The sequence below is a fragment of the Pseudomonadota bacterium genome (assembly GCA_039028155.1).
Classification (GTDB): Bacteria; Pseudomonadota; Alphaproteobacteria; order SP197; family SP197; genus JANQGO01.
This window is the reverse complement of record JBCCIS010000002.1, coordinates 134,265-152,645: the sequence shown is the minus strand read 5'-3', so window position 1 is coordinate 152,645 and position 18,381 is coordinate 134,265. Positions and strand designations below refer to the sequence as shown.

At 65.8% G+C, this 18,381-nt stretch carries 15 protein-coding genes; 8 read left to right on the top strand and 7 right to left on the bottom strand.

What is annotated here, in order from left to right:
- Positions 1–163: 163 nt before the first annotated feature.
- From AAF563_01985 to AAF563_01970, 4 genes are read left to right on the top strand one after another with little or no spacing between them, the layout of a single operon-like run.
- The gene (locus AAF563_01985) at positions 164–1,099 is read left to right on the top strand and encodes a polyprenyl synthetase family protein (GenBank protein ID MEM7120015.1); all 936 of its coding nucleotides are present in this window, start codon (positions 164–166) and stop codon (positions 1,097–1,099) included.
- Entirely contained in the window at positions 1,099–2,046 is a 948-nt protein-coding gene (locus AAF563_01980; protein ID MEM7120014.1) for an ABC transporter ATP-binding protein, read from the top strand. The genes AAF563_01985 and AAF563_01980 overlap by 1 nt, the downstream gene beginning before the upstream one ends.
- A 14-nt stretch (positions 2,047–2,060) precedes the next feature.
- Positions 2,061–3,245 (top strand): ABC transporter permease, encoded by a 1,185-nt coding sequence (locus AAF563_01975; protein MEM7120013.1) that lies wholly within the window; start codon positions 2,061–2,063, stop codon positions 3,243–3,245.
- An 8-nt stretch (positions 3,246–3,253) separates the two neighbouring features.
- Complete coding sequence (locus tag AAF563_01970) at positions 3,254–3,748, top strand: beta-carotene hydroxylase (protein MEM7120012.1); 495 nt, start codon at positions 3,254–3,256, stop codon at positions 3,746–3,748.
- A gap of 15 nt (positions 3,749–3,763) precedes the next feature.
- Here AAF563_01970 and AAF563_01965 read toward each other — a convergent pair whose 3' ends face one another.
- The 3 genes from AAF563_01965 to crtY are packed head-to-tail and all read right to left on the bottom strand — an operon-like array spanning position 3,764 to position 7,406.
- Entirely contained in the window at positions 3,764–4,726 is a 963-nt protein-coding gene (locus AAF563_01965) for a phytoene/squalene synthase family protein (GenBank protein ID MEM7120011.1), read from the bottom strand.
- On the bottom strand, positions 4,726–6,249 hold the full coding sequence (locus tag AAF563_01960) for a phytoene desaturase (protein MEM7120010.1): 1,524 nt from the start codon (positions 6,247–6,249) through the stop codon (positions 4,726–4,728). Before AAF563_01960 ends, AAF563_01965 begins: the two co-directional genes overlap by 1 nt.
- Positions 6,246–7,406, bottom strand: a complete 1,161-nt coding sequence (gene crtY, locus AAF563_01955) for a lycopene beta-cyclase CrtY (GenBank protein MEM7120009.1) — start codon at positions 7,404–7,406, stop codon at positions 6,246–6,248. The genes AAF563_01960 and crtY overlap by 4 nt, the downstream gene beginning before the upstream one ends.
- A 103-nt stretch (positions 7,407–7,509) precedes the next feature.
- On the opposite strand from crtY, the gene AAF563_01950 reads away from it, so the two are divergent.
- Positions 7,510–8,310, top strand: a complete 801-nt coding sequence (locus tag AAF563_01950) for a sterol desaturase family protein (protein MEM7120008.1) — start codon at positions 7,510–7,512, stop codon at positions 8,308–8,310.
- Positions 8,311–8,387: 77 nt separating this feature from the next.
- Positions 8,388–9,914 carry a gamma-glutamyltransferase gene (locus AAF563_01945; protein ID MEM7120007.1) on the top strand — a complete coding sequence of 509 codons (1,527 nt, stop codon included), beginning with the start codon at positions 8,388–8,390 and terminating at the stop codon, positions 9,912–9,914.
- Positions 9,915–9,917: 3 nt separating this feature from the next.
- On the opposite strand, the gene AAF563_01940 is transcribed toward AAF563_01945, so the two are convergent.
- Both AAF563_01940 and AAF563_01935 read right to left on the bottom strand, forming a co-directional pair.
- The gene (locus AAF563_01940) at positions 9,918–11,003 is read right to left on the bottom strand and encodes a molybdopterin-dependent oxidoreductase (GenBank protein ID MEM7120006.1); all 1,086 of its coding nucleotides are present in this window, start codon (positions 11,001–11,003) and stop codon (positions 9,918–9,920) included.
- A 38-nt stretch (positions 11,004–11,041) separates the two neighbouring features.
- A complete protein-coding gene (locus AAF563_01935; protein ID MEM7120005.1) occupies positions 11,042–11,833 on the bottom strand; it encodes an MOSC domain-containing protein in 792 nt (263 codons plus the stop codon).
- Positions 11,834–11,983: 150 nt separating this feature from the next.
- On the opposite strand from AAF563_01935, the gene AAF563_01930 reads away from it, so the two are divergent.
- A complete protein-coding gene (locus AAF563_01930) occupies positions 11,984–13,975 on the top strand; it encodes an FAD-dependent oxidoreductase (GenBank protein MEM7120004.1) in 1,992 nt (663 codons plus the stop codon).
- Positions 13,976–14,104: 129 nt separating this feature from the next.
- Positions 14,105–15,502 carry an MFS transporter gene (locus AAF563_01925; protein ID MEM7120003.1) on the top strand — a complete coding sequence of 466 codons (1,398 nt, stop codon included), beginning with the start codon at positions 14,105–14,107 and terminating at the stop codon, positions 15,500–15,502.
- Positions 15,503–15,539: 37 nt separating this feature from the next.
- Here the strand turns inward: AAF563_01925 and AAF563_01920 are convergent, their stop codons facing one another.
- Together AAF563_01920 and AAF563_01915 are read right to left on the bottom strand one after the other, a co-directional pair.
- Complete coding sequence (locus AAF563_01920) at positions 15,540–16,715, bottom strand: ABC transporter substrate-binding protein (GenBank protein ID MEM7120002.1); 1,176 nt, start codon at positions 16,713–16,715, stop codon at positions 15,540–15,542.
- Positions 16,716–16,875: 160 nt separating this feature from the next.
- Positions 16,876–18,267 (bottom strand): MATE family efflux transporter, encoded by a 1,392-nt coding sequence (locus tag AAF563_01915; GenBank protein MEM7120001.1) that lies wholly within the window; start codon positions 18,265–18,267, stop codon positions 16,876–16,878.
- Positions 18,268–18,381: the final 114 nt, after the last annotated feature.

Below are 18,381 nucleotides of genomic sequence, written 5' to 3'. Positions count from 1 at the left end.
CGCCGTCACCGCCGCCGTCCGTTGCGGCGCGCGATGGAAGGCTCCGACATGATAAGGACGTGCAGGCCACTCGCGGCGGCATGGATCTGCCGTGATGGGATTGCGCCAAGGGACGGGGTGTGCAGGCCATGATCCAGTGGATCAGGCAAAGCGTATTGCAGTGATGGGGAAAATTCAGAAACAGCCGGAGATCGGTCAGGTGATGACCTCGATCCGGCAGCGCGTGGATGATCGGCTCGACAGGCTCGTGCCGGACGGCGGCAGCCGTCTGGAGTCGGCCATGCGATACAGTCTCTTGGGCGGTGGCAAGCGCATCCGCCCGGCGGTCACCATGATCGCGGCCTCCAATTTCGGCTGCGACGACGATGCGGCCTTGGATCCAGCCTGCGTCATCGAAATGGTGCATTGCGCCGCGCTGATCATCGACGATCTGCCTTCCATGGACGATGCCCAACTGCGCCGGGGCCAGGCCGCCAACCACTGCGTTTGGGGCGAGGATATCGCGACGCTTGCCGGCATCGGCCTCTTAAACCGCGCCTATGGCGTCATTGGCGCGGCGGCCCTGCCGGCCGAGACCAAGGCGCGGCTGATCACCACCCTGGCCGATGCGGTCGGCGCCGAAGGCCTGGTAGCGGGGCAGGAGCAGGACCTGCACGACACCAAGGATCTGAGCGGCGTCGAACGGCTGGAGGAGCTTCAGCACCTGAAGACTGGCGCGCTGTTCGTCGCCGCCGCCGAATTCGGCGCCATCGTCGCCGGCGTCGACGACGAGAGGTTGGCGGCGGTGCGCGAGTTCAGCCGCTTGTTGGGTCTGGCCTTCCAGATCCTGGACGACCTGCTGGACACGCTGGGCGAGACGGCGGTGATCGGCAAGGATGTCGGCAAGGACGAGGGGCGCGCGTCCTTCACCTCTATCATGCGCCCGGCCGAGGCCCAGGCGCGCGCCGAACGCCATGTCGCGGCGGCGATTTCCGCCGTGGCGCCGTTCGGCTCCGAAGGTCAGGAGTTCGCAGCCCTTGCCGAGATGGTGCTGCACAGCCACCGTGAACGCCTGGGCAGCGCCACCCCAACGGGCGCGACCGCGACGATCAACGCCTGATGGCGTCGGAGGCGATACCGCTTCACGTTGACTCTGCGCGCCTTACCCGGGGCGATCGCCATGTGCTCGACGGTATCGATCTCTCACTTCAGCCCGGATCTATCTATGCCCTTCTGGGCCCCAACGGCGCCGGCAAATCGTCGCTGGTAAGGGCCATCGCCGGTCTCGTGGCGCTCGATTCCGGGACCATACGGCTAAACGGCCGCGACCCGCGCCAAGACCCCGGCGTACGCCGCTCGCTCGGCGTGGTACCGCAGGAGATCGCGCTTTACGAGAACCTGACGGCGATGGAGAACCTGATGCTGTTCGGCCGCATCGCCGGTCTTGGCGCCGCGCCGGCTCGCCAACAGGCCGCCGCGACCTTGCAGGCGGTTGGCTTGGCCGACCGGGCCGACGACCGCATCGCGGTGCTGTCAGGCGGTATGTGCCGGCGCCTCAATATCGGCGCCGCGCTGGTTCACAACCCCGAACTCGTTCTGCTCGACGAGCCGACCGTCGGTGTCGATGCGCCGGCGCGTGGCGCGATCGCTGAGCTTCTGATCAGCGTGCGCGGGCGCGGCGCCACCGTCCTGATCGCCACCCACGATATGGCCGAGGCCGAGACCCTGGCCGACCGCGTCGGCATCATGGTCGACGGACGACTGGTTGCCGAGGGCACGCCCCAGGCACTGACCGCCGAGGTCTTCGGGACCGGCCAGGACGTGCTGCTGCATCTGGCGGCCGCCGCCGACGAGCCAGCGGCAGCCGCGCTGGTGGGCGCCGGCTTGGCGCCCAGTGACCAAGACCCGCTGACCTGGTACGGCACCATCGACGGTGGTCTTGCCGCGCTGGCGGCGCTGTCGAATGAATTGAGCGCGGCGGGCGTCGCGGTCGACGAAGCCCGCCTGCGCGAGCCTGGCCTGGCCGGCGTCTACCTGCATGTGGTCGGACGCGAGTTCGACGCGTGAGCCGCGCGGTCTTTATGGCCCTCTTAAAGGCCCTGGTGCGCGATCGCGGATCTCTCGTCATGGCCTTCGTTCTGCCGGTGACATTCTTCCTCATCTTCGCGCTGATCTTCGCCGATACCGGATCGGACGATCTGGTGCTGAAGGTCGCGATCGCCGATCCCACGGCCAGCGAGGCGAGCGCCCGTCTGGTTGTGGCGCTGGAGACCGACCCGACGATTGAGCGCGTCGACGGTTCCCTGCAGCCGGACGACGTTCGGACTTTGGTCGCCGATGGCGACGCCGATGTCGGGCTGATCCTGCGCGACGATCCGGCGGTTCCCGGCGAGCACGCGCCGCTGTTGTTGATCGTTGAGCCAGCCCGCGGCGTCGCCGCCGGCATGCTGATGGGCCGGGTGCAGGACGTCTGGACCGGGACCATGGGCGATGTCGCCATCGGTCGTTTCATGGCGATGGTCGGCGCCGATTTGATTGACCTCTCCGACACCCAGCAGCGCGACCTCGAACAGCGCCTGGCGCAGATGCGCGATGGCGGTGGCCAGGCGGCGGGCGACGACTTGTTCGACCACGAGGAGGTCGCGGGTACCGGTCGGCCCGAAGGTGGCGGTGTCACCTACTATGCCGGCGCCATCATGGTGATGTTCCTGCTGTTCACGGCCGCCAACGGTGCCGTCGCCATCCACGAGGAGCGCGAGATGGGGATCCTGGCGCGCATCCTGGCCGGCCCCGCCGGCATCGCGCCCTTGATCGACGGGCGCTTTCTGTTCCTGACCGCGCTCGGCTGTGTTCAAGGCGCGGTGATCTTTCTCGTCGCCTGGCTTGGCTTCGGCGTCGACCTGCCGAGCCATTGGGGGCCGTGGGCGGCGACCACCGTGGCGACGGCAGCGGCGGCTAGCGGCGTCGGTCTGGCGCTGGCGGCGCTAACGACAAATCGACGCCAGGCCCAGGGCGTCGCGACCATCACGGTCCTTATCCTATCCGCTCTCGGCGGAAGCATGGTGCCGCGTTTCATGATGCCGCCGGCGATCCGCGAGCTCGGCTGGCTGACGCCCAATGGCTGGGCGGTCGAGGCTTACACGGTCATCTTCTGGCGCGACGGCGTGCTGGACGAACTCTGGCTGCCCTGGGGGGTTCTGGCCGGGACCGCCCTTGTCGGCTGGGCCCTGGCGCGCGGTGCCGCGGCAAAGCGAATGTTGGTATAGTGCCGGCCATGGATGACATCCTCAGACACGCCGCCCTGTTCCTGGTCGCGCTGATCGGCATGGAGGCGGTCGCCTGGGCGACACACCGCTGGGTGATGCACGGCTTCTTGTGGTCCCTGCACAAGTCACATCACACGCCGCGCAAGGGCTGGTTCGAATGGAACGACCTGTTCGCGGTGATCTTCAGCCTGCCCTCGATCGTCCTGATCTGGTTCGGCGTCCACGGCGGCCAACCCGATCTGCTCTGGATCGGCCTCGGCATCGCCGGCTACGGCGTTGTCTACTTCGTCTTCCACGACGTCATCGTGCACCGCCGCGTCAAACACCCCTATCGGGGCAAAAGCGCCTACATGAAACGCATTATTCAAGCCCACCGTCTGCACCACGCAGTGCACACCAAAGAGGGCGCGGTGTCGTTCGGCTTCTTGTGGGCGCCGCCGGTGCGCGTCTTGAAGGATCGGCTTCGGGCCAGCGGCACCACGGTCGGCGAACCGGGCGACTGAGCACAGCTCTTCTCGTCAGCAGATATGCCGGTGTTGTGCGCTTCGCGCTTCCGGCATGGTCCACAGACCGGCTCGCGAGGCGTCGCGGTTGAGCGGCATGGGCGCGCTGGTGCGCGCCGAGATCGCCAGGCCACGCAGCGCCAGATAGATCTTGCGTGGCTTGGGCACGACCGCGCGTTGATCCCACGCTTCCGTGCCTTCGCGGCGCACCCGCCGCCCGATGTCGCGATAGATGCCACGCGCCGCCGCGATAGCCCAGGCCGAGCGGAAGTCGAGCGCCTGCAGACCCAGGACGGCGGAGTCGTAGTAACCGTCGGCTTCGTCGAGCAGATTACAGACAACGCGGTGGACGCCGGCGCGTGACGCCGGATCGGTGACTGTTTCCGGTGTCACGCCTTCGGCGGCGAGCCAATCGGCCGGCAGATAGACCCGGCCGGCGCCGGCATCTTCCATCACGTCGCGGCAGATGTTGGTGAGCTGGAAGCCGATACCCAGATCGGAGGCACGGTTCAGGGTCGGCTGATCACGGACGCCCATGACCATCGACATCATGACACCAACAACGCCGGCCACGTGGTAGCCATAGCTCAGGGTGTCGGCCAGCGTGTCATAGCGGCGCCCTTCGATATCCATCGCGAATCCCTCGAGCAGTTCGAGCGGAAATCGCTTGGGAATGTCATGGCGTCTGACGACGCGGTGGAACGCCGTGAATACGGGATCCTCAGGCGGCGTGTCGCCCATCGCCTGCTCGGTCAGGTGTGTCAGGGTGGCCAGGCGTTCGCGTGCGGTGCTGGCGTCGGCCGGTTTCATGCCGAAACCCAACGTCTGGCCGTCGATCACATCGTCGCAATAGCGGCACCAGGCGTAGAGCATCCACGCGCTTTCACGGGTCTCGAGCGGAAACAGCCGCGCGGCCGATGAAAAACTGCTCGATCCCTGCTGGATCGTCTCCCGGCTGGTTTCGACGACGTGGTCCACTACGCTACCTCCGCATCCAACGTGATGCCGGCATCAGCCAGCATCAAGGATGCCGTTGCGCGGGCCGATCCGACGACGCCGGGAATGCCGGCGCCCGGGTGCGTCCCCGCCCCGACAAGATAGAGCCCCTTTAGCCGGTCGTCACGATTATGCGGCCGGAACCAGGCGCTTTGGGTCAAGACCGGCTCCAGCGAGAACGCCGAGCCCAGGTGGGCGCCGAGTTCGCTCCTGAAATCCGCGGGCGTGAAGATCCGGCTGGTGACGAGTCGCTGTTTCAGCCCCGGCAGACAATGGCGCTCCAGGTGATCGAAGATGCGGTCGCGATAACGCGGCCCCTCTTCTTCCCAATTGATCGCCGCATGACCCAGATGGGGCACCGGCGACAGCACGTAGAAGGCCATGCAACCGTCTGGCGCCAACGACGGATCGGTCACGGAGGGCGCGTGGAGGTAAAGCGAGAAGTCATCGGCCAGTTGCGTTCCGCCATATATCTCCTTCAGCAGACCCTTGTAGCGGGGCCCGAAGACGATGGTGTGGTGCGCCAGATCATCCGCCCGGCCCTCCAAGCCAAAATAGGCCACAAACAAGGATGGACTGAAGCGCCGGCGCTTCAGCTTGTTGGCGACCTCGCGCCCGCGCGCATGGTGACCGAGCAAGCGGTCATAGGTCGTGACGACGTCGCCGTTGCTGGCAACCAGATCGAACCGTTCCTCGCCGCCCGCCGCCGTCGCGACACCGCACACGTTGTCGTCCTCGACCAGGATGCGCTCGACCGGGGTCGCCAGTCGCACCTTACCGCCGAGATCCTCGAACAGGCGCACCAGGCCCTGGACCAGCGCGCCGGTGCCGCCAATCGGGAAGTGGACGCCCCAGCGTCGCTCCAGTGAATGGATGAGGGTATAGATCGCCGAACTGGCAAACGGGTTACCGCCGACCAAGAGCGAATGGAAGCTCATCGCCTGACGCAGCCGCTCGTCCTTGATGAAGTGCGACACCATCGCATAGACGCTGCGAAACGCTTGCAGGCCGATCAGGTCCGGCGCGACCTTGATCATGCTTTTGAAGTCAAGAAATGGCACGTGGCCGAGTTCGATATAGCCTTTCTCGAACACGCGCTCGGCGTAATCCAGGAACCGGCGGTAACCCTCGACATCGGCGGGGCTCATGGCCTCGATCTGCGCCATCAAACGGTCATCGTCGTTGGTGTAGTCGAAGCTTGAGCCGTCCGGCCACAAGAGCCGATAGAACGGCTGGATCGGCACCAAGGTGACGTAGTCGCGGAGCTGGCGTCCGGAGAGCGCGAAGAGAGCCTCCAGGCAGGTCGGATCGGTGATGACCGTGGGCCCGGCGTCAAAGGTGAAACCGGCGTCTTCATAGACATAAGCCCGCCCGCCGGGGCGCTCGCGCGCCTCAAACAGCGTTGTCGCGATGCCCGCCGATTGCAGGCGGATGGCAAGCGCCAGGCCGCCGAAACCACTGCCGATCACCGCCGCGCGCTGGCGTTTGGTCGCCGTCATATTCATCGTGCGGCCTCCGCGGCGGCCGGTTTCAAACACCCCAGCGCCGGCAGGATCGGCACCGGCGGTTTGCCCATCAGAATGCGCAGTTTGTCGCCCATCGTGAGCCGCCCAGCATAAAACCGCTCGATCAGGCCCTCGGAGAGACCATAAAAGCGGCGCAGGACGACCCAGCGCCGCTCCGGCGATGCCGCACGAAACAGCATGCGGTTCAGAAAACGGAAGTACGCCTGTCGGCGCCAAAGGGTGAGCGAGGTCCGGCGTGACAGTTGCGCCAGAGCGGACGCGTCCAGCGTGGGCAGGGCGGCGACCGCGTCGGCGAAACGCACCGCCTCGACCAGGGAGTAGCCCGTGGTCGCGTGAAACAGCAGGGCAGCGATGCCGGAACGCGCAACATTGTCGGGCGCATCGGCCCAATGGCCATGGGGATCGCCAGCCAGTGTGATTGGCAGCGACCCCGTCTCTTCGCGCACGACGCGCTCGATCGTCCAGCCCTGGGCCGCCGCATAGTCGGCGATGGCCTGGCGCGAGGGCGCGGGATCAAGCGACGGCCAGTCGCTGTAATAGGTATCCTCGATCAGCATGCGCCGCTCACCGAACGGCAGCGTGTAGACGAAACGATAACCGTCGGTCTGATCGACCGTGGCATCCATGATGACCGGGCCGCTGCGCCCGTGTGGTGCCGCGAGTTCGACCTCCTGCCCGAGGAACTTCTGATAGCCGAGCAGCAGGTGATCACCGCCCCGGTCGCCCCGTCCATCGATGACCGCACCGGCCTCAATCCGCTCACCGTCACCAAGCGTTACGCCGCCGGCGTCGATCTCGCTCACGGTGACACCATGCCGCACCGTCTCGCCCAAGTCCCCGCCAATGACCGCGTCAAGGCGTTCGGAAGGAATCGAGCGGTATCCGGTTGGCAAACGGCGGTCAAGACCGGGGAATCGCACGTCGTAATGCGGCCAGCGGTGCGCCACCAGGGGATCGATCCAGGCGCGTTGTTCGGGTTCCAGGTCCGTCTCATAGAACGACCAGGTATGGTTGCCGCCCAGCCGATCGCCCTGTTCCAGCACCAATAGCCGCAGCGCGGGGTGCCGCTCCTTGAGCCGCCACGCGACAAGACTGTTGGCCAGCCCGCCCCCGACCAGAATGAGATCCGTTGACACCCAGGCTCCGTATGTGCTGTCGACACCGACCGATAGACCCTACCATGTTCATCGTCCTGTTACGCGCGGACAGGCGAGACGGATTGGCGGACATCTGGACGCGATGGACGAACTGCAAGCATTGGGTGGCCCGGCGGGTTTCGCGATCACCTATGTCGCGCTCGTGGTCATCATCGCGCTCCGGTACTTCGCCATTGCCGGTCTGTTCCACTGGCTCTTGTGGTCGCGCGAGGGGCCACGGGTTAAGACCCGGCGCCTGACCGACGGCCGGCCCCGCCCGGCGACGGTCAGGGCGGAAATCGGCTGGTCGCTCATTTCGGCCCTGATTTACGCGCTGCCCGGCGTCATTGTGATCGAGGCCTGGAAGGACGGCGGTACCTTGCTTTATACGGACTGGCGGCCGATCGACTGGATCTGGATACCCGTCAGCATCTTCATATGCCTGTTCGTCCAGGATACCTGGTTCTATTGGACACACCGGCTGATGCACCATCCGCGCCTGTTCCGCATCGTGCATCTGGTGCACCACCGCTCGCGCCCGCCAAGCCCGTTCGCCGCCTTCTCGTTCCACCCATACGAGAGCCTGGTCTATGCCTGGCTGCTGCCGCTGCTCGTCTTCATCATCCCGATCCACGTCGCCGCGGTACTGTTCATCCTGACGCTGATGACCATCGCTAGCGTCTTGAACCATTCCGGCCAGGAGATCCTGCCGGACCGTTGGCTCAAGGGCCCAATCGGCCATCATCTGATCACCGCCGCCCACCACGACATCCACCACCGCGACTTCACCAAAAACTTCGCGCTTTACTTCCGCTTCTGGGACAAGGTGATGGCGACCGACGTGATGGAGGAGGTCTACCCGTTCCTGGAGACCGGGCGACAGCAGCGCGAAGGCGCGGACTGACATCTGCCTATGGCGGTGATCTGTGCTAGATCGTCAAACCGGTTCATCGTCTCTCCCACCGCCTGCCAGATCCCGCCATGACACGTGTCGCCGTTGCCGCCAGTTCGCAGATTGCCGCCGATGCGGGTGCCGAGATCGCTAGGGCCGGCGGCAATGCCGTCGATGCGGCGATTGCAGCCAATCTCGTCCAGCTGGTGACCGAGCCGGGCGTCGTCTCGCTGGGCGCCGGCGGCTTTATCGTCGTTTCGCCACCAGGAGAAGCAGCCGTGATGATCGACGGCGCGGTCGAGATGCCCGGCCGCGCGGCCTCATCGGAGCAATTCGGCCGAGGCGGCATCGATGTCATGCTGCCCTATGGCGGCGGCGCGCCGACCACGGTCGGCTATGGCTCGGTCGGCACGCCCGGCATGCTCGCGGCCTATGACCTTGCCGCGCGCCGATTCGGGTCGCTGCCCTGGAAGGTGCTGGTCGAGCCGGCCGAGCGGCATGTCAGGGCGGGCTTCCCGTTGCCCAAGGCCTCGCACCAGTACATCGCCAACAACCATGACTGGGTCTATGGCTGGAATCCGGCGAGCCTGAAACCACTGCAGAGAGACGATGGGTCGATCAAGGATGTCGGCGACGTGGTTCATGTCGACGGGCTCGACGACACGCTGGCGACCATCGCCGAGCAAGGTGCCGACGCGTTCTATCGCGGCGACATCGCCAGGGTCATCGCCGACGACATGGCGGCCCATGACGGTCTGCTCGGCCTTGCCGATCTCGAGGCTTACGAAGCGAGGCTCTGCCCGGCACTGGACGTCGCCTTGGACGATTGGCTCGTGGCGACGGTCTCGATACCCAGCGTCGGTGGCGCCGTCCTGGCGGCCATGTTGTTGATGCTGCGCGGTACCACCCACGAAAGCTGGACGCCTGACATGGCGCGCCAGATGATCGACGTCCAGGCTCGCGCCATTGGACACCGCCGCAGTCGGCTCGATATCTCCGACGATCTCGATAGCGATGTCGCGCGGTTCCTGGACATCGCCGCCACGAACCCCACCGGCCTGACGTCACCCTCGACCGTCCATGCGTCGACGGTCGATGCGGCGGGCTTGGCTTGCGCGGTCACCGCGTCATCCGGCTACAACTCCGGCGTCATGACACCAGGCGCGGGGATCTGGATGAACAACAGCCTGGGCGAAGTCGAACTTAATAAGCGCGGCTTTCACACGATGACGCCGGGGACGCGCGTCTCGTCGAACATGGCGCCGACTGTCGGGCGCAGTGGTAGTGGTGCAGTCCTGGCCATCGGCTCGCCGGGGGCCGACCGCATTACGACCGCCATTCTGCAGACGGTTGCCAACATCGTGCACTTGGGTATGCCCTTGCAGGAGGCGGTCAACCATCCGCGCCTGCATGTCGAGTGGTCCGCCGATGAGTCCTGGTGCGTCGCCTATGAAGCCGGCGTGCCGGTCGATCAGTTGGACGTCCCCCAGCGGCGCTTCGATGATGTCGACATGTACTTCGGCGGTGTCAGCGCGGTGCGTTTCTCGCCTGACGGCGGCTTCGAGATGGCGGCGGATATCAGGCGCACCGGCGGTACGGCGGTGAGCGGGACCTGAGCCCTAAGCGACCGCCACCGCGTGCGGGTGAACCATGGCGTAGACGTAGCCGCCGTTGTTGAACGGCTGGTCGAGCGCCTGACTGTCGCCGGCGGCGTCATAGGCGCGGGTCATCAGCGCGTGGTCGCCGGGTGTGGCGTCCCAGGTGAACGCGAACTCCACCCAGGCATAACGATCGCAGGGCGACAACAGCTCGGCGTCCTGCCATGTCGCACCCTTATCGGCGCTCCACGTCACCCGCACGATCGGTTCTTCGGCGCCGCGCGCGTAACCGCGCAGGCGCTGCGGTCCCGGCGTCAGAGTCGCCGGCCAGGGCAACGCCAGCGAACTGCGGAGCGGGTGCTTGGTGATCAGCGGACCCTTGGCCGGCGCGTAGTCATTGGCGTCCCAGGCCTCGCCCATCAGGACATAGCGTTCGGTGTTGCGCTCGACCCAGCGGTGCTCGCGCGTTACCTCGATGCGGTCAAGCCACTTGATCGAATAGGTGCCGACCCAGCCCGGCACGATGGTGCGCGCGGGAAAGCCGTGATCAGGCGGCAGCGTTTCGTCGTTCATGCGAAGCGCGATCAGCGTGTCGGGATGCGTGGCCTTGGCGACCGGCATGGGCATACGAATACCGTCCACGCCTTCCCGGCCTCGGTCGAGGCCGACCGGCATGACGTGATGCGCCTCATCGCTGATGCCCGCCATGGTCAGGACATCGGCAAGCCGCACGCCCTGCCATTCGGCCATGCCCAGACCGCCCAGATGCCAGCGCAGTTCGGTGACGTGCGGCCGGCGGTTGAGCGGTTCGCCCATCACGTCCTCGAAGAGCTGGCGATGGTTGCCCGCGCATTCAATCAGCACTGGCAGGGTGACCTGCTCCATCGCCTCAAGATCGGCGCGCGTCAGACGCAGCGGGCTGGTGACGGCGTCGCCTTCGACCGACAGGCTCCAGCCTTCGCCGGCGATGACCGGCGTCGGCGCGTCATGGCAGATGAAGAAATCCGCGTTGGGCGTGATGATGCCCTGCTGCTTTTCCAGCGGCATCTCCAGGCCGCCGGCCAGGTGCACCAGACCGGAGACGTCCTTGTAGAAGCCGTCACCCATGAGACCCCGACGAACGGTTCACCGAAAGCGGACGAACCCTAGCCGAGCAGTTCGACGGTGTCGCCGGTCCGCACGGTTCCTTCGATCAAAACCGCGGCATAAACGCCGGTGTACCCCTCGTGGTCGTCGGTTACTTTCTTCAACACCGAGGGATCGCGATCGGCGGTATCGGGATCAAGCGTGATCATGGCGCAGCGCGGATCGCGCTCCAACACCTGAACCGTCACCTTGTCGCCGATGCGCAAGCTCTTGCCGACATAGGCGTTCTCGGCGTAACCGGCAGCGTCCCCCAGATCGAGATAGACGTTCGCGCGGAACCGGCGCTTGTCGACATCCTTGCCCAGTTCTTCACCGAGCTGCGCGGCGGTCGCCAGCGAACACAGCGAAACCGGTCGGCAGTCGGTGAAGGCGCGGTCGGAGCGCAGGACGGAGAGTCCGTGCTTGCGGCCGATGTTTTCGTTCAGCTTTTCCATCAAAGCGGGATCGTCGATGGCGAAGGTCTCGCCGTCTGGCGTTTCGATGTCGACCGCCAATTCATCGTGATCGGGATAGACCGCCGTCATGCCCGGCGCGATGCTCTCGGCATCCACCAGGTTGGGTGGCATGACGGCCTTGTCGGGATGGCGGAAACGAGGTGTGTAGAGCACCATCTTGCGCTGTTCGCGGCCGGTCAGATAGGGGAAGCCCTTGTGCGCCTCGTCGCTGCCGATGGCATAAAGACGGTCGCCATAAACGCCGGCGAAGCCCAGGTAGACCGCGTCGACCTCCTCACCGCGCATGCTTTTGACCGGATAGCGCCACAGGCTCTCGACCTTGCCGACCGTGCTCATCACCGTCTCCCCATGTTGACTGTCTTTGGTTTCACCGACACACCAGCACGGCAGCGGTCGTCAGACAACCGGCACGCGGCGCATGGCGGCCTTTTCATGACGCCGGCGCGCACCTAAGCTCCCGTGTTCGGAAGTCCGAGGGAGGACGCCATGGCCGAGCAGGCCTTTCCGCATCTGTTTTCGCCGGTCAAGCTGCGCGACAAGGAGCTGAAGTGCCGGATCGTGTTCGGCGCGCACACCGCAAACATGGCCGAGGACGGCCTGCCGTCCGACCGCCACTTCGGCTATTACCGGGAACGCGCGCGCGGCGGCGCGGCGATGATCGTGGTCGAGCCGACGCCGCCCCACGAGACCGCGATCCTGACCCGCGGCAACCTGCGCCACGACGACAGCGTCATCCCCCACTTCCGCCGCATCACCGACGAATGCCACAGCCACGGCACCGTGATGGTCCACCAGATCTATCATGTCGGGCAGCACGGCGATCAGGACAACTCGTGGACACCCTATTGGTCGCCGTCGGGCGGGCCGAGCTTCCACGACCCCTGGGGCAGCCATGCGATGACCGAGGCGGAGATCGAGGAACTGATCGCGGCCTTCATCGAGCAAGCCCAGCGCGACCAGAACGGCGGCTTCGACGGCGTCGACCTCTTCGCCGGTTACAACTGCCTGATCGATCAGTTCTGGTCGCCCCTGACCAACAAGCGTGACGACCAGTGGGGCGGCAACCTGGAGAACCGCGTGCGCTTCGCCGCGCGCATCGCAGACGGCATCCGCAAGACCTGCGGCGACAACTTCATCATCGGCATGACGATCTCCGGCGCCGAGCCCTATCCGGGCGGCCTGACCATCGAAGACAAGCAGGAGATCATTGCCTGGCTCGATGAACGCGGGCTGATCGATTACTTCTCCTGCGGCACCGGCAGCTATCTGAACCAGTTCACCAAGATCGTGCCGAGCTTTCACTACGGCATGCTGCTGGGCCCACCTGATGCCGCGGCGTTCAAAGAGGTCACCAAGCATGCGCTGGTCACCGCAGAGGCCCGGGTCAAGACACCGGCCAATGCCGAGGCGGTGATTGCCGACGGCAAGGCGGACCTGGTCTCGATCGTGCGCGGCCAGATCGCCGACCCGCATCTGGCCAACAAAGCGCGCGAAGGCCGCGCCGAGGACGTGCGCCCGTGCATCTCCTGCAACCAGCTTTGCATCGGCCGGCGTATGCGCGACTACCACATCTCCTGCCTCGTCAACCCATCGGTCGGGCGCGAGAGCGAATGGGGCGGCGACAAACCGCCGTCATCCGAGAAGCCGCGCCATGTGGTCGTTGTCGGCGGTGGACCGGCCGGTCTGGAGGCGGCGCGCGTTGCCGCCGAACGGGGCCACCGGGTCACGCTGGCCGAACGCCGCGACGAATTGGGCGGCCAGTTCCGGCTCGCCGCCGGCCAGCCGGAACGCGGTGAGATCGGCGGCCTGCTCACTTGGTACCAAGGTCAGCTCGAGAAGCTTCAGGTGCGCGTCATGCTGCGGGCCGATCTGGACGTCGAGGCCATTCGCGGGCTTGAGCCCGACACGGTCGTTTTGGCAACAGGATCAGAACCTGACCGGCGCGGATTCCAGCGCGCCTTTCCGCATATCGAGGCCCTGGAAGGCGCCGACCAGGACAATGTATGCACAATTCATGATGTCCTGGAGGGCGATGTAGTACCGGGGACCAATGTCCTGTTGCTCGATGATCTCAATGGCTGGTGGCCGGCCAGCGGCACCGCGCTGCACCTTGCCGAACAACGCCACATGGTCACCGTGGTCACGGCGGCGGAAAAGGCGGCCGGCGCGCTGGACCTCTCCCAGACTGGCGAAACGGCGCGCGAGCGGTTCATGAAGATGGGCGTCGAGGTGCTGACCGCGACCGGGCTGGTTTCGTGGCAGGGCAACACGGCGACCCTCATCAATCTCTATACGGGCGACCAGGAAACCCGCGACTTCGACAGCCTGGTGCTGGCGACCACCAACCGGCCGGTGAACAGCCTGACCGCGGCGTTCGCCGACGACGGCACCGAGGTACACAGCATCGGCGACACCGTGGCACCGCGCACGGCATCCATGGCGTTCTACGAAGCGCGCAAACTGGCACTGACGCTTTAACCGCAACGGTGGGCGCTTCGGCCCACGTTCGTGATTGGCCATTAAGATCTTTATGGACGAGCGTGCGTCAGCCAAAGGACAATCCGTGCGGTTGCAATCCCAGCGGCTGCTGAAGCATCTGGATCCACCATGACCTCGCTCCTGACACCGCTCGCCCATCCGGTCTATCGCCGATTGCTGGCGGCCCAAATCGTCGCCTTGTTCGGCACCGGGTTGGCGACCGTGGCGCTTGGTCTGCTCGCCTATGAGCTCGCCGGCGCGGACGCGGGTCTGGTGCTGGGTATCGCGCTGGCCATCAAGATGGTCGCCTATGTGATCATCGCGCCTGTCGCCGGCGCCTTCGCGACCACCCTGCCGCGCCGGCGCGTCCTGGTCGCGGCCGACCTGGTGCGCCTGGCCGCCGCGCTAATGCTGCCCTTTGTCGACGCTGTCTGGCAGATCTTCGGCCTGATCTTCGTGCTGCAAGCGGCCTCGGCCGTCTTCACGCCGGTCTTCCAGGCGACCATCCCGGACGTCCTGGAAGACGAAGCGACCTATACCAACGCGCTCTCGCTGTCGCGCCTGGCCTATGATCTGGAGGCTCTGTTGAGCCCGGCGATCGCCGCGCTGCTGCTGCTGGTGGTGAGCTTCCCGTGGCTGTTCGACGGCACCGCGATCGGCTTCCTTGCCTCCGCGCTTCTGGTCTTGTCGGTCCGCCTGCCCGGCGCCGCGCCCAAGGATGACGACACCATCGGTTCAAGACTGAAGCGCGGCCTGGCCATCTTCCGCCACACGCCGCGGCTGAAAGCGCTGCTGTGGATCAACATCGCCGTCGCGGCGGCCGGCGCCATGGTCATTGTCAACACGGTGGTCTTGGTTCGCGCAAGTCTGGACGGCGGCGATGTCAAGGTCGCGGTCGCGCTTGCCGCCGCCGGCGCGGGGTCCATGATCGCCGCATTGGTCTTGCCGCGCGTGCTCGCGCGTTGGTCCGATCGCGCGGTCATGCTGGGCGCTTGTTTCCTGTTGGCCGCCGGCATGGCGGCGGGTTTTCTTCTGTTCCTAAAGGCCGCGCCGACGTTTAGCGCGCTGCTTGTCCTATGGTTCGTGTTGGGCGTGGCCAACGCCGCCGCCTTGACACCAGTCGGCCGGTTGCTGCGCCGCTCGACCCAGGCGGAAGACCGACCGCCGGTCTTCGCCGCGCAGTTTGCCTTGAGCCATGCCTGCTGGCTGATCACCTATCCGCTTGCCGGATGGCTCGGCGTGGCGGTGGGACTGGACGTTTGTTTTGTCGTCCTCGGCGGCCTGGCCCTGATCGCAAGCCTTGCCGCCTGGCGCCAATGGCCGGTCAGTGATCAAGGCGCTCTATGGCACCACCACGAGGCCGTCCGCCATCAGCATCAGCACGTGCATGACGAACACCATCAGCACGAGCACGAGGGCTGGGAAGGACCGGAGCCGCATAGCCATCCCCATCGCCATGGGCGGATACGCCATCGCCACGCCTATGTGATCGACCGCCACCATCCCCTATGGCCACAGGCGGATTAGCGGTGATGCCGCCCGGCGCCTGAAAAGCGCCAAACAATCAGTTGGGCAGGACCAGACAGCCCGGGTCGGCGGGAAGGGTGCCCAGGTTTTCGATCACCTCGATGGAGCCCTCATCGATCCGGGCGATGAACATGGGCAAAGCACAGTGATGGGTATTGCTGCCGATCTCAGCCTGACCAGTGGGAAGCGCATAGGTCAGCCCCGGCAGCCCGCCCGCGATCCCCTCGCGTGACACGGCGCCGCCCTCCTCCAGAACCGTTCGAAGCGCCGTCATCGCACCGTAGTGGGTCATCGCGTAGGAGGTGACGACCGTATCGTCGCCACCGATGCCGCGCACCGCCTCGACGAAGTCCTGAACGTCGGGATCGGTCTCGACAAAGGGCACGCAGCCATAAAGTGGGGCGGCGTACTGGCGATGGTCCTTGTCCAGATAGGTCGCCAGACCGCCCAGGTCGGCCAGTGTCAAGGTCTCGAGCAGCCCGGCACGGTCGGCGGCATCGACGAAACCCCAGTGTTTGGCACCCGGCAGCGCGAGCACGACCACATCGGCTCCGACGGCGGCGACCGCCTCGACAACAGGCGCGAAGTCGACATCACCCGTGAGCGGTACAAAAAGCTTACCCAGCATGGTGCCGCCTTCGGCCTCGATAGTCGCCTCGGCCACGTCGAACAATCCGCGCGGCCACGCGTAGTCGGCACCGACCAGATAGAACCTTTGGCCGATGTTGCTGTTCAGATAAGTGATCAACGGCACCGCGTTCTGGTTCGGCACGGTGCTGAAGTAGAACCAATAGCGGCCGCAATCGCCGCCTTCGTAGTCGGTCGCGTAGAGCAGCGGGATCTGGGCAGCGGCCACGGTGTCGGCCATGGCATCGCGCGATGCGGACGTGATCGGCCCGGCGATCGCCAGGACATGCTGGCGGGCTGCCAAACGCTGGGCCGCGGCCGCCGCAAGTTCCGGATCGCCCTTGTCATCCTCGTAGAGCACGGCGACTCTCCTGTCGCGCAGCCCACCGCTCTCATTGATCTCGTTCGCGGCGAGCTCCAGACCAAGCTTGGCCTGGCGCCCGAAAACGGCGAGATCGCCGGACAGGGGAAGGATCGCGCCTATCTCGATAACCTCGCCCGTGGCATGGGCCGGCGCGCCCAGACATAGGCCGCCGGCGGCAAGCGTGGACGACGCCAGGAAGCGGCGCCGGCTGAGCCGTGTCACATTGATATCCTCACCGTTCACCCGCGGTCTTGTGCCGCGATGATGGCGACATCGCTTCTTCGGCGCGCCGCCCTACACAGTAGACTACCGCATCGGTGTGACAACGCATGCAGAGAATAGGTGGGTCAGCCTATCCCAAGGGAGCATGAACAAACCGCAATCAAGGCCCGGGTGGCGGCACCGAAGGCCCATGGGCCCAACGGCGAGTCAGCAAAGAGGCCGAAACGACGAGCCCGGCGATCATGCCCCACCACAGGCCGGCCGGGCCCAGATCGGCGGCGAAGGCCAGCAGAACAGCGGCCGGGAACGCAATAAGCCACGCCCCGGCGGCGGAGATCCACATGGGGATCCAGGTATCTTGGCGCCCGCGCAGCGAGCGCGCGGCGACGATGTGGACGGCCTCCAGCAAGATAAGCGGCGCGGCGATCAGCCCCAAGATTCCGACCAGTGCAAGCGTCGACGCATTCTGGGGGTCATCGATGTCCAGGAAGATGAACGCCGCGCCATCGGGTGCAAGCCACAGGAAGAGAGCGACCGGTGCGGCCAGGCAAAGTGCCACGGCCATGGCGACCCATCCGGCGCGGCGCGCGCTTGCCGGTTGGCCGCCGCCGATTTCCTGGGACACGCGCACGATCGAGGTGTGCGCGATGGCGATGACCAGGGTGGTGCTGAGGCCCGCGATCGCAGAGACGACATGGTGGGCGGCAAGCGCCGAGGCGCCGAACAGACCCATCAGGATCATCACCACCTGATAGGACGAGCCTTCGATGAGACGTACACCGGCAACCGGCAGGCCGAGGCGGAAAATGCGCTTCCACAGGACCGCGTCCATGACCATCAGGTCTGCGAACGGCCGGTAGAAGCGGTAGGTGTGAACCCGGGCAACCCATAGCGTCAGCGCGATGAAGGAAAGCCAGGTCGTGATCGCCGTTGCCCAGCCGGCGCCGGCGACGCCCATGGCGGGAAGGCCCAGGCCGCCGAACACGAACCACCAGGTCATACCGGCGTTCACCGGCAGCATGACGATCGAGATGGCCGTGATGATGGCCGGCCTGGAGAGCGCCGTCACCAGATTGCGCATGACGCCGAACCAAAGGGTTGGCAGCACAGACCACAAGACCGCGTGGATATAGGCTCTGCCCTCGGTGATCACACCGGGGTCCTGACCGGTTAATGCCAAGAGATCGGCCATGTACCAACTGAACGCCATCATCGGCACGCCGAACAGCGTCGCCAGCCACAGCCCGTGGCGGAAGGCCCGTTGGATCAGGCCGGAATCGCCGGCGCCATAACCGCTGCCCATGAAGACACCGGTGATCGACAGGACGGCGAAGCCGACGAACAGAAGCTCCCAGAAAATTCCGCCCAGCAGACCGACCGCCGCCAGCGGCGTGGTGCCCAGACGCCCGACGATGATGGCGTCGGTGTACCACATGCCCAGCTCGACCAGGAACGTGGCCACGATCGGCACGGCGATGCGCCGGTGCAGCCTGAGTTCGTCCTTCAGGCTGCCGGCTAGCTCGGCGCGCGGCGCTTGGGTGGCTTCGCTCATAATGCCGACCTGGGCGTTGGCGTGGCCCAGGCGTGACACCTGAGACCAGGATGGGACAAAAGTGTCTCACACCCTAGAGCAGATCCTGTCTCGGTGGAATCGCTTCGCGATGAC

Coding starts and splice junctions, on each gene's coding strand:
- AAF563_01975 (MEM7120013.1), top strand. CDS start 2,061: ATGGCCCTCTTAAAGGCCCTGGTGCGCGATCGCGGATCTCTCGTCATG.
- AAF563_01930 (MEM7120004.1), top strand. CDS start 11,984: ATGGCCGAGCAGGCCTTTCCGCATCTGTTTTCGCCGGTCAAGCTGCGC.
- AAF563_01980 (MEM7120014.1), top strand. CDS start 1,099: ATGGCGTCGGAGGCGATACCGCTTCACGTTGACTCTGCGCGCCTTACC.
- AAF563_01940 (MEM7120006.1), bottom strand. CDS start 11,003: ATGGGTGACGGCTTCTACAAGGACGTCTCCGGTCTGGTGCACCTGGCC.
- AAF563_01935 (MEM7120005.1), bottom strand. CDS start 11,833: ATGAGCACGGTCGGCAAGGTCGAGAGCCTGTGGCGCTATCCGGTCAAA.
- AAF563_01945 (MEM7120007.1), top strand. CDS start 8,388: ATGACACGTGTCGCCGTTGCCGCCAGTTCGCAGATTGCCGCCGATGCG.
- AAF563_01915 (MEM7120001.1), bottom strand. CDS start 18,267: ATGAGCGAAGCCACCCAAGCGCCGCGCGCCGAGCTAGCCGGCAGCCTG.
- AAF563_01960 (MEM7120010.1), bottom strand. CDS start 6,249: ATGAATATGACGGCGACCAAACGCCAGCGCGCGGCGGTGATCGGCAGT.
- AAF563_01970 (MEM7120012.1), top strand. CDS start 3,254: ATGGATGACATCCTCAGACACGCCGCCCTGTTCCTGGTCGCGCTGATC.
- AAF563_01950 (MEM7120008.1), top strand. CDS start 7,510: ATGGACGAACTGCAAGCATTGGGTGGCCCGGCGGGTTTCGCGATCACC.
- AAF563_01985 (MEM7120015.1), top strand. CDS start 164: ATGGGGAAAATTCAGAAACAGCCGGAGATCGGTCAGGTGATGACCTCG.
- AAF563_01925 (MEM7120003.1), top strand. CDS start 14,105: ATGACCTCGCTCCTGACACCGCTCGCCCATCCGGTCTATCGCCGATTG.